Here is a 13,821-nt window from a genome sequence, read left to right as displayed (position 1 = left end):
CTCCTAATCACTGCGCCATTAGTCCTGACAGCCCTGCTAAGACCCTCATTGCCCGGCTCATTTACCCAGATCTTCACGCAGAGTAACCTGGGGGGGGCTTATGGAGCAACGTCATACCCTGCTTCTAGTTCGGTCGATACATTGACTGCTGATCCTGCCTCGGGCAGGCAAACTATGTATGGTGGCTCCGGGCCTGGAGGGTCCTGTCTCGGAACCTATGGTGCAGGCAACGATATAATTAAAATGGATTTTCAGTGGCCTGCATCCTACCTCAATAAGAAATGGCAAGACTATCAAAAATATCGTTTATGTAACGATCATTATACCTGGGATACGGTAACATTTTTGCCTGTACAACAGGTTCTTCAGACACTGCGATGGCCCTCCGATCTGCTGAATGCAAAGTACATGCACCAGCCGGTAGCCCTTCAACCACTTAGCTCCTTTGATCCGAACACAAAGCAGGCTTTACAGCAACAACAGCAAGAGCAAAAGCGGCTGGCTAATCAATCTACTGGGCCATGCGACTGGGTACCGGATTTGATTTTTGTGCATCCGCACATCGATGTCTGCGCACCGCTGCGGCTGTTGATCAATGCCGGCTCGGCAGCGATCCGCACTGCCTACCAGGGGGCACAATCCCAGATTGGGTTTCTCTGGCAGACACCACTAAAGCCATTTCAGGACGATAAATCAAGCGGCCTGTTGACGATATGGGTGGTATCCTGGAGCATCGTCTTGGCCACGGTTCCTGCTGTCCTCGCGTATGCTTCGCTGCGGTATATGATCGGAGCGATCAACTGGCTCTCCTATGCGGATACTGCGGAGCTGATCTCGCGTGTCCTACTAGGATTATTGGCGGCATACTTTAGCAAGCAGTTTTTCATCATGCTGATCCAGGTGAGCAACGCCCTCACTGGCATTTTTAATAATAACTCGCTTGATACGGTTATCAATGGACACCCATCGGGCGTAGTAGCGGAGTCTTTGCAGATTCTCTACGGATTGATGGGTTTTCTTCTGATCATCGAAGGGGTAGCACGTATAGCGATCATTTACATGCTATTTGCCTTCGCGCCAATTCTCTTCTTCTTCGCTACGTTGAGAGAAACGCAGCGCTGGGCAAAGATGGCCGCTGGTGCTGCCATCATCTTCGTGTTCATCCAGCCAGTCCAAGTAGCTGCGCTTGATATAGGCGGCAAAGTTCTGGCGACAGTTTTACACAATACAGGGGGCCAGCTCACGTTTTTGAATTTGCTTGTTTCATTAGCAGTCCTCTATATTACCTTGGCCTTGTTTTTCTTCATGGCCCACCTGGGGCTTGGCACTGGTGCGTATCCATTAGGCACGGGTGTTATGGGGGCGCTCGCTCTTTCTCGTGGCGCGCTATCGAGAACAGCAGGTTATGTAGGTAGCGCTGCCGATGCATACAGGCAGGCGAGAAGGAATTTATTCCCTCTTCCTAGTCTAACTAGCAGAGGTCCCAGCACTTCTAATGGTTCCGGCGGAGATAGGCGAGGAGGTGGGGGTGGTGCTGGTGGCTCAAGTAGCCCTGGTCCCAGACCGGGCGGATCAGGCTTTGGGGGAGGCAGGCCGGAGGTCTCTAGCGGTAGAGGAGGTTCGAGTAGCAATAATCCAGGCGTAGCAAGCCCTGGAGGGGCAAAGACCAGCTCTACTAGTCCTGGCAATCCCTCTAAGAAGCAGGGAAGTGCAAGCATCGCCTCATCTGCTCCTGGCAGTCGCGAAGCTGGCCATTCTTCTGCTCCTACAAGCAATAATGCGCGGTGGCAAAAAACACCTTTGCGTCCTGTGCCTCGCCCATCTATCAGACCGAGACCGATGGACTCCGATCATGCTAGTAGCAAGGATGAGTGTTGATGCTAGACTTTCGACGTTCGCGAAGACGTAATCTTTTCTGGTTGGCCGTCGCCGCAGCAGGCGGAGGAATCAGTGGGGTAGTAGTCGTCGTCGTCTCGCTGGTGATCATGTTATCTCTGCTTCTCACGCTGTCTCTACAAGTCGATGGGAAATCAGCAGCAACGACCCCCTCCTACAGTAGCAGCTCGCTTTCTTTGTCAAAAGCATCGCACAACTGGACTGGCAAAAGGAATCAGGCAGTCGTGAATGCAGCACTATACATCGCCTCCGGTCTCTACAATGGCCCACCCGAGGGTTACGATAGCTGGTACCACGCTGACATGATCCCTGACGCCATTGCTTATTGGCAGCGCACTTGTGGTGGCTGTGCTGCCTGGGCACAGGGGAATTTACAGTGCGTTATGCTGATCAGCGCAGCCTACGGCCTCGCTGGTCAGCCATTACCCTATGTTGGCACGGCAATCACCTTCTACACCTCTGGTGCTTATCTTCATGCACCTGGTTATGAGGAGCTTTCGCCTGATAGTATGCCCATCCCAGGCGATATCATCGTGCTTGACAGTCCCTACTTCGGTGGGGTTGGCCATGTTATGTTGGTAGTTGACGTACAACCACCGAAGGACGGGACACCAGGCTATGTGCAGTTTGCCCAGGCCAACGGACCGGGGCCTATCAATCAGGAACCACTCTATCAGGACGCCAACGGCCATCTGCACATGGCAATTTGGGATAATTACACTGTTAAGTGCTACATTCGCCATGTGGCGGCACTTACAGATTAAGAGTCAAAAAAGAAGAGAGGTTCATCTAATAATGAATCCTGATATGACGCATTTTACTCAGGTTGCAGGAAATTTTGTCTCGTTCTGCCAGGCAATAGGTATCACATTGCTGGCCTGCATGATCGCGTTGATTGCTCTCTTAATTTTCACCTCGTTTGGAAACGAGCATAAGCAGGCGATAGCGAAGGCCGCTGCGCTCGGTATGTTGATCGGATTCGCGCTTTTAATGGCTGCCCCTACAATCTCCACCATCGTACAGAAAATGTTTCCTACAGTGGCACCCTAGATCGAGAGGAGGCATTCATGTATCTGCACCGCGTGCCGAATCACTTGGAAACTGAGGATAAATTTATCCTCAATTTGAGCATGCGCCAGGGCGTGATCCTATTCGTGTCGTTCTGCATGGCCTACGCGGTATTCAACGACATTTTTATGGTCATTCCTCAAGCCGGGCCAGCTCTAGTGCTCGGACTAGCAGGGGCACTACCCGTCTTCTTAGCAGGCGTGGCCCTGGCGCTGGTCCGTATCCACAGTCGAGGGCTTGGTGAATGGGTGCTGGTGGTATTGCTATATACGTTCCAGCCTAAAATCTACACCTGGCACTTCAATAAACCTGATGCGTTTGAATTGTCTGATCGCCAGCATGCTGTCGAGCTACAGCAGAAGGGCATTGAGCAAAAGGAGGAAACAGAATGGTAGCCATACCCAGGAAGATCGCCAACAGGGGGAATGTTCTCCGACTGCTAACTCTGCGAGAAATACGCGATGATGTCATGTGCCTGAGAAGTTTGACAAAACAGAAACATCAGCGGGAATATATGGCTGTCGTCCGCGTGGAGCCGGTGAACCTTCCTTTGATGAGTGATGGTGAGCAAGAGGCGATACTGGAAGGCTTCCGCGCCTTCCTCGCGGGGATCTCACCACAAGAGAAGCCTCTTAGCATTCATTGCCGGACTGCGCGCTATAATCTCCAGCCATATCTTGATAAACTGGATGAGGTAGCAGCGACGCAAAAATCAGATCTGTATAAGGCGATGGCTGCTGACCATAAAGCATTCGTCCAGAAACTTGCCAGCCAACGCGCGCTGCTGCAACGTGAATTCTATGTGCGCGTGCTCATCCAAATTAATGTCAAAGAAGGAGTCTACCGGCGACTGCTTCCGGCTGAGGTCTTCGATCAGGCACGGGCAGATCTGGCACGTAGAACACAGGATGTAATTACTGGCTTGGCGCGAGCTGGCCTGATGGCTCGCCGCCTGAACTCTGAAGAGTTGGTATATTACTACCTCTCATGTGTCTATACACGGGAGGAATTTAACCTTCCTCGGAGCGTACTGTATACGCTTGATTACCCTGCTCGCGCAGAACTGCCACATGCCTATCAACAAGGTGCTTTTTCCCAGCCCCCTGTCGATGCACTCGATGCACTGGAGGTCTTGGGGAAGCTGCCGGAATTGACACAGAGGGCAGAAGAGCGAGAGGCAGCTCCTTCGACAAAAAAATTGCGGCGCTGGGTCTGGAAGTCGAGTGAGAAAATTGTCCAGGAAAAGAGACGACAGAGTAAGCGCCGTGATGCTGCCTCGGCTGACATTCCTGATCTAATCAGTCTCCCGGAACTGATACAGCCTGCCAGTGTTGAACAGACACCGAACTATATCAAGATACATCACAACGCTGGCGATGAATACTTGCGGGCAAGAGCAGTTATCGGATACCCCGCTGTTGCAGTTGGAGGCTGGTTTGATCGATTGTTGAGCATCGACGAGCCTTATATTGATTTTGTTCTCTTTATTGAGACAGTTGATTCAGTAAGCTACGTGCGTTCCCTCACGCGTGCTATCTCCGGCTATAGAGCGACACAGCATCTAGAGCTTCGTCATGGGCGTACAGAAGATCCCTACATTGCTGCTGCACGAGCCGAAACTGAGGATCTGAGAGATAAGTTGGTTCAGAAAGCGGAGCTGGTGCATGCATTTTCGCTCTACGTATGTACACGGGCCGAATCGCGTCAGACCCTAAAGGAGCGAGACGCAAAAGTTACCTCGCTGCTGCGTGGGCTAGAGATGCACAGTGTTCCTTTGCAATATGAACACCTGCAAGCCTGGCTTACCTGCGTGGAGGCGCGCGATGTGCTGAAGCGAGCACGCAAGTTTGATACTTCGACCGTTGTCGCAGCGTTCCCTTTTTGTAGTTCGGATCTCTCGACGGAACCAGGGGCGCTCGTAGGTCTGACGACTGGTGGAGGATTGGTAATTATCGATCCGACAAGCGACGAATTAGAAAATGGCCACGAGCTGGTCTTCGCTAGGTCGGGGGCAGGCAAGTCCTACTATCGAAAGATTGACTTGATGCGCTCCCTATTAACCGGTTTTGAGGCCATTGTCATCGATCCTGACAGGGAGGAATACTTTCCGATTTGTCAGCAGTTTGGGGGGTCATATATTCGCTTATCGCCGGGTAATCTGGCTATGAATCCTTTTGATCTGGGGCGAATCCAGGGCGCTGAGCGCAATGCCTTAGAAGAGAAGCTTCAGAGTCTGCTAGTCCTGTTTGATCTGTTGCTCGCTGATCAGATACCCGGCGTCCTGAGCCAGCGAGAAAAGGGTTATCTAAGCAAGATCATAACGCAGGCTTATGCGGAGAAGGGTATCACCGCTGACCCCGCAACTCATGACAAAGCATCACCCGACATGCAGAGGATCTATGATCTGATTATGGCCGAGGGCGATACCTTCGGCCTCGCTGATCGGCTGCTACGTTACCTTCCCAGCTTCCCCGCAAAAACCGAGGTCGATCTCGACAACCAGCTCACAGTGTTCAGCATTCAGGACCTGCCGCCGGCTTTGCAACCTGTGGGTTTGTATCTGGTTACAGAATTCGTATGGTCACAGGCGCGCAAAGATCGGCTACCGGTGCCGCGCATGCTACTGATTGACGAGGCCTGGGTATTGATGGCTTTTCCAGAGGGCGGGCGCTTCCTTGCCGGTATCTCGCGCCGTGCCAGAAAGTACAACCTGCATCTGCGCTTAGTGACACAGAATGTCGAAGACTTTCTTTCCAGTGAATCAGGGAGGACAATCTTACTCAATGCCTCGCAAAAGTTCCTGATGAAACAGGACAGCACTACTATTGACGCAGTCGTGAATGCCTTCAAGCTCTCTGATGAGGAGCGCAAGTTTTTACTTGGTGCTGGGAAGGGAGAAGGGCTTTTCTTCTGCCGTCAATCGCATATCCCGCTGCAAGTGGTTGCTTCTGACCTGGAAGATCAGCTTGCTTGCACTGATCCGAAGGAACTTCTGAGGCGAGAACAGGCGCGATTACAGGAGCGCGCTACGGCTGCATCGCGCGAGCAAAAGGAAGCCCTGGCTATCAAGCGATCGGGCAACGAATTTAATGTTGTGCTTCCCTATATCTACAACCCCGATCAGGAAGAAACCAGCAATGGTACAGAAGACGGTGTGAGTTTCTAAAAGAGAGGCATGCTATGCGGATGTGCCCGGTCTGTGGTAGAGCCTATCCTAGCTCCCAGCATCGCTGTTGGTACTGCTTGGTGCGTCTCAAAAACTATGAGACTCCTGAGATGTATTGTATGGGCTATGTTGCTCTAACAGTCCTACTTGTTGCCTTAGCCCTGCTCATTGCGCACTGCGTCCATTAAAAAGGCCTCTCACTATAGGGCCGAAGTAGGTGTAGGAGCTGGCCTCGCCGTGTCATTTCCATTAAAGGATGACTCTCTGAGGCCGTACCTTCTCGCCTCCCGATGCTGATCAGAGAGCGCTCACCGGGCCTGGCCTTGATAGGTGTGAGAACCCACCTGGGATACTCAGGGGATCACGCCGCAGAAGATTTTAGATTCCCTCCAGAAGCGAGCAGCGTCAGTTGCTCGCTTCTGTGCTGACGAGGCAGGCTCACCCCTGGATCGCTAGAATCTGCCGAAAGCAGAGGAGCGGCGCCCCGGCATCCGGCGGCGCTGGCTGGCAAGGTGGAAGGATTACGCTGTGCTAAGCTTATAGACCGGGGTATCGATTTAGCCTCTATCTGTCCCTATCTGATGAGTCTAATGACTCGACCATCTCAAACTTCAGTCGATGATACTCGCGCCGCTCCTCCTCAAGCCACGCTGCACAATTCTAATCCAACCGTAATCAATCAAAGGCGAGGGGATACAGATTGATCCTGCATCCTCTCGCCTTCTGGATGGCTAGTATCAGTCAGCCAGCGATCGCCCATCATCTTCTACTTGGGTGGCTATGTGAGCCTGAAGCCACGCGCTACATGCCGAACGGCGCACCCTAGCTCGCTTCGCGAGGTCGCGAGCTGAGATAGGTTTGTGTTCCTGAGATTGTGCACGCTCCTCTTGGATCTCTGCGTAGGCGCGCATAATGCGGGTCGCTGCATCCGCGTCTCGTCTCTGGCGTGGGGGTCTCGAGGGTTGGTCAGCTTCCAACCCTGCTACTGCTGGTACACTCGCGAGTTGGAGAAGCGGAAACAATGGCGTCTCTTCAGCGTCCGCGGGGGAATTTGCAGACTTTGCCCGCTGTTGTAAGACCTCTACAATCGCTGTCGCCAGTTGGGCATAATCAATGGTAATAGTATGCTGCGGAGCTGCCGATCCTGCCTCCATCGCTGGCGGAGGGATATGTTCATGCAGCCTGCTGAGGTGAATATTTTTGAGCCTGGATACGAGCAAGAAGCCGATTACAGCAGTAGCACGCAGGGCAGTCAATACCCAGAGGGGAATGACCCCTGAAATGCTTTTGTCCGTTACGGGAAGGTTGGTAGCGTGACTTAGCGCATCGAAGTGGGTAAGCAGCCCAGCAACCATAGCGAGCATCACCGTCAAGATAAAGTAGATAGCTGCCTTAAACTTGTCGCGGTCGCGCGCGGCCTGAAAGCCGTTGACGAACACGATTCCTAAGCTGCTGTCGATTGCAAGCGCCTGCGCCCATGCCCAGGCGACGGATAGTGGGCTACGATCTTGCATAATCGCGCCATCTGTAAGAAAGTTTGCGGAGCTGATAACAACGCCTGCGGCGAGCAAGAGTTCGCTAGTTTTCGCGGCAAAGTTGAAGATAAACTTAATGGTCTCATCATACCATTGCAGAGAGGCGAAGGTGCTGATTGGCGTCCGTGCTCGGGTGTTCATTTGGCACTCCTGTTCTGTGAGGTAGAACGCTTAGGGGACTTCGAGAGGAGCTGTTTCAGCTCTGCGATGGTAATGGGAAGGTGTTTGAAAGTGCCAAATTGAAAACGCAGTTTAAACTGCGTTATTGACGTGAGCTAATGGATCAAGGTCGCGAAATCTGATCTGCAGGGGATACCAGCAGGGAAAACGTTCACTCATTGGGCTTCTGCCTCTGGTCCTTTCGTGTTGCTAAATAGGTTTGTGTTGAATAGGGGTTGTACGCTTTTAAAAGCATAACGAAAAGGCGCTGCTCGAAACAAGGGCCAGCCTCTCGCTCGGCTTAGCTTGGCACCTTTCTCGGTTAAGGGTTTTGCCATGCAGCTCTCCGGAGCAGCGCTCAGCCAAGACTAGCCCCGAGCCTGACGACTTCAGTGCGTCACAAGACTGGCCCTTCTTGCCATCTTGCGGTATGCTACTGGCAGAACCGAGCATTGGCAGTCGGCCAGACAGAAGCTCATTGAGGCTCAGACACCTTTGGGGACAATGATCATGGATGTACACGACGAAGCCCGACTACGGTCAACCATTAATGAGTTCCTTGCCCGTCATGATACACTGGCAATCGCCACAGAGGACAATGGTCAGCCTTACGTGACACGTGTCTTCTACGCAGAGGAGCCGCTGAGCGAGGAGCGCAATACACTGACGCTTTATTGTACTTTCATCCTAACGTCGCGTAAGCTGGCAAATCTCCAGCGCAATCCACGCGCAGGCATCTTTATCGGACCTGAAAAGCCAACTACTTGGCTGGAGGCCACGGCCGAGGCCCGTTTCATCAACGATGAGCAGTCCAGCGCCACCATACGTCAACGGCTGATTCAGAAGTCTCAGGCGGCAGCCTCTTTCATCGCCAGGCTTCCAGTGCAAGCCCTTGCTTTAGAGGTCCGCTGGCTGCGCATTACTGATCTGACTGAACTGCCTCGCCAGACCGAGGCAACTTTTCCTTTGCAGCCGCGGTCAGTAGGACCAACAACGTACTAGGTTCAGTTCTCTCCTGGCTACAGGGGCGGCCGGTGACGGGGCCTATACTAGCCACGCAGGACGAAGGCCAACTAGCGAGCGACATTAGTCTACTTGCGAGACGAGGGGCAGGATCTGCAAGACCAGACCCTGCTCCTCGTCTCGCCTTGCCCGGCCAGGGGCCCAAGTAGGGCCCCTGGCGACCTGGACCACCCTCTAGTGCACAATGCTATAACCGATCTCGTCGAGCTGCTTCTCAATCTGCTCTAACGAGACCTGAGCTGGATCATAGAAGAGCTGGATGCTCTTGTTAGCGATATCAACGCTCACCTGTGCGACTCCCGGTAAAGCTCCTAGCGCGCTTTCAATCGCTCGCTGGCAGTGCTCACAGGAGATGTCTGGAGAAACGAGAGTTACCGAAGTGCTTGCGGTATTCATGCCGTTACTCTGCGTCCTTTCCATCATCCTTCTACAGGAGGTAATTCACCGACCTCCGGCGTCTTGAGGTGGTTCCCCGCAAGCGTGAAGAGCTGGAGGAGTTCCGCAACAACTGCCTCTTCACGCCCGCTTTTAATGCCTTCGGGAACACACGTATGCAGGTGCCCTTCGAGAATGATCGCCTCGACCTTCTCTAGCGCCCGACGTACAGCATAGCTCTGACGCAGGATATCGACGCAGTATTTGTCTTCCTCTACCATCTTGGAAATGCCGTCGAGATGCCCCCTGATGTAGGAGAGCCGTTTTAAGACCTCACGACGGCGCTCTTCCTGCACAGCAACTGGCTCCTTTCTGCTGAAAGATTTCTCGCCTTGTCTGTCGGGAATCTGCCTACTGCCACTATACCATACCCCCCGGGGAGGGGTCAAGGGAGATGAAGGATAGCTCGTGACCCTGATAGCAGTCGGTCCACCAGCTCCCCTCTAGCTAGCCAGAGATCACTTGACTGCCATCAGGAATCTTCCCTATTGACCTGAATTGGTATGTTTTTTCGTAGGGACAGTCAGCGGGCCTAGCCAGTGGATAATTGCCCTGCCAGTGGGGGCCGAGTCCGTTCGTCTGGGAGTCTGAACAGTTGAGCCTGAGCACACGGGGGAAGATAAGAGAAACAATGGCGACGTCGCAACAGCGCCTACCGAGCGAGCCTGCTTTGAAGGAGCAGGAGCCGAAAGCGAGCAGGAGCCAGAGACGTGGCATCTATGTGCTTTTGGCGATCATAGTGATTGCAGTGATTGTAGCTGCGAGTTGGGAGCTTTTGAGTAATCGCCGCAGCGCGACGGATCCAACGGTGCCAGGACGTCCTCTTTCGAATCCCGAGACCCATTTACATACATTGGCCTTGGGAAATAATGGGCGCAGCCTCTACTTGGGAACGCATTTCGGCCTCTTCATTAGCCAAGACGGAGGGCGGAGCTGGCCTCAGCAACGGGGCGCGCTGGCCCCGGCAATGGTGACCTCAATTGCACCTGCCCCGGGAGACCCGAATGTCCTCGCGGTGATCGCTGTACCGAGCGGTATCGGCAGTGAGCAGCCCGGCGTTTACATCAGCCGCGACGGCGGGAATAGCTGGCGCCTGAGCAATCCGCCTCATTTGCCACCTTCAGCCTATCCCTTTTCAGTGCAAGCAGGAGGCGGTCCCGCAGGTCATTTCTACGCCTTCTTTGTCTACGCTGGTTGGTACGAAACGCTAGACCTGGGAGTCCACTGGCACCCAATTACCAGCGGCGCGCTCTCAGCTATGCAGACGCCAGTGTTTCTAACCGACCCGCAACAGCCCCGTCATCTCTTGCTCGGGGGAGACCAGGGGCTTTTTGAAACCCTTGATGATGGAGCCCACTGGCAACGCCTTCAGGGCATCAGCGGTACGGTTCTGAGCTTGACAGCGACCCAAACCCAGCCCCGCATCATCTTCTGTGCCACCGATGAAGGTTTCTATCGCTGGCAAGATGGAAGTCAGCAGATCACTCATTTGAACGGCCCTACGCCAACTATTCCACTGACACGTCTGGTCAGCTCGGCTCAGGGGAATGCTCTCTATGCCCTAGCAGGTCGCGATCTCTGGTTCTCGAACGATCAGGGCCGGAGTTGGCAGAAGCGCTTTACTTTCTCGCGCAGCGATTTGATGACATTGCAGCTTTCGCCTGCACGGGACACGCTGCTCTATGCAGCCTTCTTCTACCCCGCGAGTGTGCTTTTTAGCCAGGACGGAGGCTATTCCTGGCAGGTTCTTACTGACTAGCTATTCTGAGCTGGTCCCTCCCTGCCAGCACTCCAGGCCAGTCCGGTTATCCTGGAGGCTCTTCTGCAATTTTTCCTCAGCAGTCGCCTCCCTCGGGCATTGGCCCGCTTCCTGCTTAGAGCAGAGACCAGCCCGAAGGCTCGAACACCTTACAGGATCTCAGTGACAAAAATAGGGATTCTTCCCAATAGACAGCGCTCAGGCCACTCCCTATGCTAGGTTCAGAGACTGTCTGGCCCACGCACTGCCCTCTGTTCGCTACCTTCTAGTCGGGCACTGAGAGGGTCAGAGCAGAGAGCCACTGCTTGTGGAAATGATAAAGAGGGGATGCTGACTATGCTATCTTCTCGCAGGAAGCGCACGCGCTTGATCCGGCTAGGTTGCGCCTTGTTCTTAAGCGCGTTATTACTCTTTTTCTTTGGTATCGTCCCCGCTTCGGCTCATGCTAAGGTTATTGATGCTAATCCGAAAATTGGCTCAACAATCAGCCAGGTGCCTTCGACAGTGACGGTCTTCACTGCCGAGAATGTGGATCCTGACCCCAGCAAGAGCAATCTTTTCGTTTATGGGCCAAGTGGGGAGCTGATTAGCCAGGGCAACGCCACTATTCCTCTGAATAATCCGCGCGAAATGTCGGTCCGTATTAAACCGGATGGCAACGGAGTCTATATCGTGCGCTGGATTACTGTCTCTGCGGAGGACGGAGATCCCGCAGAGGGAGCCTTTATCTTTACTGTGAAACCTGCAGGGGCGAGTAGCACGCTGACGACCCCGACTCCCGCGCCGTCGTCCACTACCTCAAACTCCGCGACTTCTTCCAGCGGCGCGGGTGGGACAAGCAACCTGCCATTGTGGGTCAGTGTGGCAGGTATCGCTGGTCTGCTCGTTGGTGGCGGTGCTGGTCTTGGGTTGGGCCGTAGCCTCACTCGTCAGGCCAGTAGCTCTTCTAGCTTTGCTCAGATGCGCCGTCAGATTGCGCGTGAAGAGGAGAAGGATACCACGCCGAGAGGGTAAGCACTCATGCGTGTGCGCCCGATCTTCTGGCTCTTGTTAGTCTTTTCTTGCGCTGCGGTTCTAACGCTGGCTGCTCTTTGGCCGGTACAGGCTCCGGCTGTGCTGCAGGTGCATCTAGCAGAACAGCCGCCGTTGCGCGTGGGGACAGCACAACTACAGTTGCAACTCACTGATCCCCAGGGGATTCCCATTGAGAAGGCTCAGGTAACCTCGTCCGCCTGGATGCCAGATATGGTGATGGGGCCAACCCCGATCTATATTCGGCAGGAGGGGCCCGGCAGCTATAGTGTGCAGGTCTTTTTCTCGATGCCAGGCGCCTGGGCGATTAAGATTGAGGCACGAGCTGCTGGCTTTATGCCACAGCAACAGATCCTCCATCTAGAAGTCGCTTGAGTGACACGAAGGTCAGGCCCAGGGTCACGCGACAGCGAGGCCAGGCCGAGCTATGCTATAGGCTAGTGGGCTTTCATGAGGTCGCAGGCAGGGGTAAAATGGCCTCGACACGCGTGCCCTGGCCGGGGCGCGCCTCGATGTACAATTTGCCCCCAAGGAGGGCTGCGCGCTCTCGCATACTTACCAGCCCCAGCCCGTTGCTACGCTGATCTGGATCACAGCCGGCTCCGTCATCTTGAATAGAGAGATGGATGGCATCAGAGGTCAGGCGCAGCGCGAGCTGAGCCCGGCTAGCTCGTGCATGGCGGGCTACATTGGTGAGCGCTTCTTGAGCGATGCGAAAGAGGGCTGTCTCGTAGGAGGGCGGCAAGCGTTGCCAGAGAGCCTGCTCCTCGAGAGTCAGCTCAACGGGGAGGCAAAAACGCTGACGGCTATCCTCAACCAGCCAGCGCAGGGCCGCCACCAGCCCCAAATCATCGAGCACTGGAGGGCGTAACCGCTGTGAGAGATGACGAATAGAGTCGAGGGTACGCTGAGCCAGCTCGCTTAACTGCTGGCAACCGGTTATGAGTTGCTGACGCGTCTCGTCAGCAATGGCTCTAGCGGGTAAGCCTTCCAGGGTGCGCAGGAGGATTTCGCAGTAGACCAGGATGGCGGTCAGATTCTGACTGCCTTCATCATGGAGTTCGCGTGAAACGCGCCGTAGCTCTTCCTCTCTTGCTTGCAAAATCAGCGCCGACTGCTGGCGGCGCTGATCTTCCAGCCGATCCAGCATCGTGTTGAAGGCCGCAGCCAGTTGGCCCACTTCGGAATCGGAATCTGCAGCGGCCGGATCAGCTCGCGCATCAGTCTTGCCAGCAGTGACCTGGCGAATAATCTCCAGTAGACGGAAGAGGGGCCGGAAGCTGGCTCGCAACAGCAAGGCATTGATGGCGATGCTGAGTAAGGTGGCAGCAACTAAAAACGCAGTATCAATGAAAAAGTGATGGGCTTCCAGCGCATGGCTGGTCACCCAGAGGGCAGCAACGGCCTCCGCCAACAACAGCAGACTATTGGTAAGAATCACTTTCTCGAAGAGAGAGAGCTGCCAGCGCCGCAGCCATTCCCAGATGATCCGCATCGTCGTTCTCTTTCTGGCATGCTCTATGAGCAGCAGACTCGGATTGTTGTGCAGAGCGGGAAGTGGAGAGCGGCTTGCGTTGCCATCTTGACCGCTGGTTACTAGCCCCATGCCATAAGGTCAGGCTAGGGCGCGGCCTGGAAGAGGCTGGCCTTTTCCTCCCGGCCCCAGTTGGCGACCGGTTCTCCCCAACACTACCTACTAATATATAAAATACTGCAGACAGGAGGAGGCAAGGAGAAAGAGAGAGCAA

General features: G+C 54.3%; 12 protein-coding genes and 1 pseudogene. 9 read left to right on the top strand and 4 right to left on the bottom strand.

The features are described 5' to 3' along the window. From IRZ24_RS08905 to IRZ24_RS08885, 5 genes and pseudogenes are all read left to right on the top strand, one after another. Nucleotides 1-1,878: pseudogene (locus tag IRZ24_RS08905) on the top strand (hypothetical protein); the annotation flags it as partial. Further along, nucleotides 1,878-2,660 (top strand): hypothetical protein, encoded by a 783-nt coding sequence (locus tag IRZ24_RS08900; protein WP_297162739.1) that lies wholly within the window; start codon nucleotides 1,878-1,880, stop codon nucleotides 2,658-2,660. The pseudogene IRZ24_RS08905 and the gene IRZ24_RS08900, both read left to right, overlap by 1 nt. A gap of 31 nt (nucleotides 2,661-2,691) precedes the next feature. Further along, nucleotides 2,692-2,946 (top strand): hypothetical protein, encoded by a 255-nt coding sequence (locus tag IRZ24_RS08895; RefSeq protein WP_297162736.1) that lies wholly within the window; start codon nucleotides 2,692-2,694, stop codon nucleotides 2,944-2,946. A 17-nt stretch (nucleotides 2,947-2,963) separates the two neighbouring features. Beyond that, a complete protein-coding gene (locus IRZ24_RS08890; RefSeq protein ID WP_297162734.1) occupies nucleotides 2,964-3,359 on the top strand; it encodes a PrgI family protein in 396 nt (131 codons plus the stop codon). After that, nucleotides 3,353-6,130 (top strand): TraC family protein, encoded by a 2,778-nt coding sequence (locus tag IRZ24_RS08885; protein ID WP_297162732.1) that lies wholly within the window; start codon nucleotides 3,353-3,355, stop codon nucleotides 6,128-6,130. The genes IRZ24_RS08890 and IRZ24_RS08885 overlap by 7 nt, the downstream gene beginning before the upstream one ends. Before the next feature lie 737 nt (nucleotides 6,131-6,867). Here IRZ24_RS08885 and IRZ24_RS08880 read toward each other — a convergent pair. Beyond that, nucleotides 6,868-7,806 (bottom strand): hypothetical protein, encoded by a 939-nt coding sequence (locus IRZ24_RS08880; protein ID WP_297162729.1) that lies wholly within the window; start codon nucleotides 7,804-7,806, stop codon nucleotides 6,868-6,870. A gap of 528 nt (nucleotides 7,807-8,334) precedes the next feature. On the opposite strand from IRZ24_RS08880, the gene IRZ24_RS08875 reads away from it, so the two are divergent. After that, entirely contained in the window at nucleotides 8,335-8,826 is a 492-nt protein-coding gene (locus IRZ24_RS08875; protein WP_297162726.1) for a pyridoxamine 5'-phosphate oxidase family protein, read from the top strand. A 195-nt stretch (nucleotides 8,827-9,021) separates the two neighbouring features. Here the strand turns inward: IRZ24_RS08875 and IRZ24_RS08870 are convergent, their stop codons facing one another. Together IRZ24_RS08870 and IRZ24_RS08865 are read right to left on the bottom strand one after the other, a co-directional pair. Beyond that, the gene (locus IRZ24_RS08870) at nucleotides 9,022-9,243 is read right to left on the bottom strand and encodes a heavy-metal-associated domain-containing protein (RefSeq protein ID WP_297162723.1); all 222 of its coding nucleotides are present in this window, start codon (nucleotides 9,241-9,243) and stop codon (nucleotides 9,022-9,024) included. 23 nt (nucleotides 9,244-9,266) lie between these two features. Then, a complete protein-coding gene (locus tag IRZ24_RS08865) occupies nucleotides 9,267-9,578 on the bottom strand; it encodes a metal-sensitive transcriptional regulator (RefSeq protein ID WP_297162721.1) in 312 nt (103 codons plus the stop codon). Between the two features lie 335 nt (nucleotides 9,579-9,913). On the opposite strand from IRZ24_RS08865, the gene IRZ24_RS08860 reads away from it, so the two are divergent. The 3 genes from IRZ24_RS08860 (at nucleotide 9,914) to IRZ24_RS08850 (ending at nucleotide 12,448) form a co-directional block, all read left to right on the top strand. Next, nucleotides 9,914-11,041, top strand: coding sequence for a hypothetical protein (locus IRZ24_RS08860; RefSeq protein ID WP_297162718.1), 1,128 nt, complete (start codon nucleotides 9,914-9,916; stop codon nucleotides 11,039-11,041). A 336-nt stretch (nucleotides 11,042-11,377) separates the two neighbouring features. Continuing rightward, nucleotides 11,378-12,055, top strand: coding sequence for a copper resistance CopC family protein (locus tag IRZ24_RS08855; RefSeq protein WP_297162715.1), 678 nt, complete (start codon nucleotides 11,378-11,380; stop codon nucleotides 12,053-12,055). A gap of 6 nt (nucleotides 12,056-12,061) precedes the next feature. Then, the gene (locus IRZ24_RS08850) at nucleotides 12,062-12,448 is read left to right on the top strand and encodes a FixH family protein (protein ID WP_297162712.1); all 387 of its coding nucleotides are present in this window, start codon (nucleotides 12,062-12,064) and stop codon (nucleotides 12,446-12,448) included. A gap of 73 nt (nucleotides 12,449-12,521) precedes the next feature. Here the strand turns inward: IRZ24_RS08850 and IRZ24_RS08845 are convergent, their stop codons facing one another. After that, on the bottom strand, nucleotides 12,522-13,568 hold the full coding sequence (locus tag IRZ24_RS08845; protein WP_297162709.1) for a sensor histidine kinase: 1,047 nt from the start codon (nucleotides 13,566-13,568) through the stop codon (nucleotides 12,522-12,524). Nucleotides 13,569-13,821 lie beyond the last annotated feature (253 nt).

This window comes from Thermogemmatispora sp., assembly GCF_019683755.1.
In the GTDB taxonomy this organism is placed as follows: domain Bacteria; phylum Chloroflexota; class Ktedonobacteria; order Ktedonobacterales; family Ktedonobacteraceae; genus Thermogemmatispora.
The sequence above is the reverse complement of the archived record's forward strand: the minus strand, read 5'-3'. Positions and strand labels throughout refer to the sequence as shown.

Excerpts from the sequence above, each read along its gene's own strand:
- IRZ24_RS08900 (WP_297162739.1), top strand. The coding sequence starts at position 1,878 with ATGCTAGACTTTCGACGTTCGCGAAGACGTAATCTTTTCTGGTTGGCC.
- IRZ24_RS08895 (WP_297162736.1), top strand. The coding sequence starts at position 2,692 with ATGAATCCTGATATGACGCATTTTACTCAGGTTGCAGGAAATTTTGTC.
- IRZ24_RS08890 (WP_297162734.1), top strand. The coding sequence starts at position 2,964 with ATGTATCTGCACCGCGTGCCGAATCACTTGGAAACTGAGGATAAATTT.
- IRZ24_RS08885 (WP_297162732.1), top strand. The coding sequence starts at position 3,353 with ATGGTAGCCATACCCAGGAAGATCGCCAACAGGGGGAATGTTCTCCGA.
- IRZ24_RS08880 (WP_297162729.1), bottom strand. The coding sequence starts at position 7,806 with ATGAACACCCGAGCACGGACGCCAATCAGCACCTTCGCCTCTCTGCAA.
- IRZ24_RS08875 (WP_297162726.1), top strand. The coding sequence starts at position 8,335 with ATGGATGTACACGACGAAGCCCGACTACGGTCAACCATTAATGAGTTC.
- IRZ24_RS08870 (WP_297162723.1), bottom strand. The coding sequence starts at position 9,243 with ATGAATACCGCAAGCACTTCGGTAACTCTCGTTTCTCCAGACATCTCC.
- IRZ24_RS08860 (WP_297162718.1), top strand. The coding sequence starts at position 9,914 with ATGGCGACGTCGCAACAGCGCCTACCGAGCGAGCCTGCTTTGAAGGAG.
- IRZ24_RS08855 (WP_297162715.1), top strand. The coding sequence starts at position 11,378 with ATGCTATCTTCTCGCAGGAAGCGCACGCGCTTGATCCGGCTAGGTTGC.
- IRZ24_RS08850 (WP_297162712.1), top strand. The coding sequence starts at position 12,062 with ATGCGTGTGCGCCCGATCTTCTGGCTCTTGTTAGTCTTTTCTTGCGCT.
- IRZ24_RS08845 (WP_297162709.1), bottom strand. The coding sequence starts at position 13,568 with ATGCGGATCATCTGGGAATGGCTGCGGCGCTGGCAGCTCTCTCTCTTC.